2 protein-coding genes are annotated in these 1986 nt (G+C 65.7%); one reads left to right on the forward strand and one right to left on the reverse strand.

What is annotated here, in order from left to right; translation table 11 throughout:
• A partial coding sequence (locus WA317_RS15395) for a signal recognition particle receptor subunit alpha (protein ID WP_425173854.1) occupies positions 1-462 on the reverse strand: 462 nt, incomplete at its 3' end.
• Between the two features lie 856 nt (positions 463-1318).
• Here WA317_RS15395 and WA317_RS15400 point away from each other — a divergent pair.
• Positions 1319-1986, forward strand: a 668-nt coding sequence (locus tag WA317_RS15400; protein ID WP_425173855.1) for a PE family protein, incomplete at its 3' end; no start/stop codon positions are given.

Raw genomic sequence — 1986 nt, forward strand, 5'->3', positions numbered from 1 at the left:
GGCCCGCTCTCCCACGATGCGCAGCTGGTTGACCGCCCCCGGGCGCTGCAGGTCGCAGGCCACCAGCAGCGGCGTGTGTCCTTGGCCTCTGAGCCAGGCGGCCAGCTTCCCGGCCAACGTCGTCTTACCCGAACCCTGCAGACCGGCGAGCATCACCACGGTCGGTGGCGTCTTGGCGAACGCCAGCCGGCGGGTCTGCCCGCCGAGGATCCCGATGAGTTCCTCGTTGACGATCTTGACGACCTGCTGGGCCGGGTTGAGCGCGCCGGACACCTCGGCGCCCTTGGCGCGTTCTTTGATCCGGCCGACGAAAGCCCGCACCACCGGCAGCGCGACGTCGGCTTCCAGCAGCGCCAGCCGGATTTCGCGGGTGGTGGCGTCGATATCGGCGTCGGTCAGCCGGCCCTTGCCGCGCAGCCCCTGCAGGGCACCGGTCAACCGATCGGACAGCGATTCAAACACGACGCCAAGCCTAGCCGGGTGACGATGCCCGCCGCGGCAGCAGCGGGGGAAGGAGCCCCGCAATCAGACCCAGTGTGATCGCCAGCGCGGCGGAGCCGGGCACAGCGGGTCACCACCAAAAAGGTCGGTGGTGATCGCCAGCGCGGTGGAGCCGGGCGCAGTTGGTCACCATGAATAGGTCAGCCGGGTACGGGATCGCCACCGACAGGACCGGCCGGGCTCAGAGGGGCGTTGGTCGACCATTCGTTGAATTCGACCGTTGATTTTCATCGAATAAGTACTCGTAAAATGAATCTGCTAAAAACCGATGAATTGGATCAGACCCGGAACAAAAATATATTCGATATATTTTCTCCCCCCGATGTTTACTGCATCGCGGGCGGCTCGCCGCGGGCGACGAGGGCGGCCAGCGACGGGCTCGCTGCCCGGAGGGGCTGCTCGCATCATCCACCCGCGCGTCGTCAACGCCCGGCGGCCGCGACGCTTCCACAGCACCACAGCGTCAGATGCTTTCAGCCGCAACCGTTTCAGACTTCGACGGCAACGGGGGTGTGCCCGCTGACCGGCCAGAAGCGTCGCGTGAGCAGCCCGCACCTGCTCCACCGGCCGTTGTTGTAACTGCTGTGTTAACAACGCCTCACTGTTAATTTTGCGAGACGACTGCGTTAGCCCAGGATTACGCCATCACGGACCGTCGAAGCCAGATTGTTACGGTCCGCACACGACCGTTAAAAGACAGTTACCGCCGCGTTCTTGTGCGCAAACCTCAAGGAACCTTAAGGCGTGCAACGGGGCGCCCACATCCAACGGGCGACCCCCACTTTTTGGATCAGCGCATCGTCATAAGGAGAACCGCATGTCGTTCTTGACCGCACTGCCTGAAGCTTTGCAGGCGGCGGCCGCCCAGCTGTCGGGCCTTGGCTCAACGTTTGAAGCCCAAAGCTCGGCTATAGCGGCCCCGACCACCGGAATCGCTCCCGCTGCTGCGGACGAGGTGTCCGCGTTGCAGGCGCAGCTGTTCTCGACCTACGGCACCCTCTACCAGCAGATCAGCTCGCAAGCCACGGCCATCCAGCAGCAGCTCGCCAGCACCCTGGGTCTCAATGGCGGCTCCTACTCGAACGCCGAAGCAACAAACGCGGCCGCCGCGACCGATCCGTTCAGTGGGATCACGTCGTTCCTCCAGACCACCCTGGGCGGCACCGGCACGTTCGGTGCCTCAGGCGCCTTCTCCAACGTCGCGAACATCGGTGGCGGTAACTACGCCTCCGCCGCGTCCGACCTGCTCGGCTTGGCCGGTGGTGGCCTTCTGGACACCTCAAGTATGGGGATCGCGCCGGACGCTGCTGGTTTGGGGGCCGGGTTGGTCGGCTTCGACGGCGCCGCACTGGATGGCGGCGCGACAGGCGGTCTGGCAGGTGCTGGCGGTCTGGCAGGTGCTGGCGGTCTCGGTGGAGCACCGGTGCTGGCGGGTGTGGGCGCGTCCTCCTCGGTCGGTCAGCTGTCGGTGCCGCCCGCGTGGGC

This window comes from Mycobacterium sp., from assembly GCF_049802695.1.
GTDB lineage: Bacteria > Actinomycetota > Actinomycetes > Mycobacteriales > Mycobacteriaceae > Mycobacterium.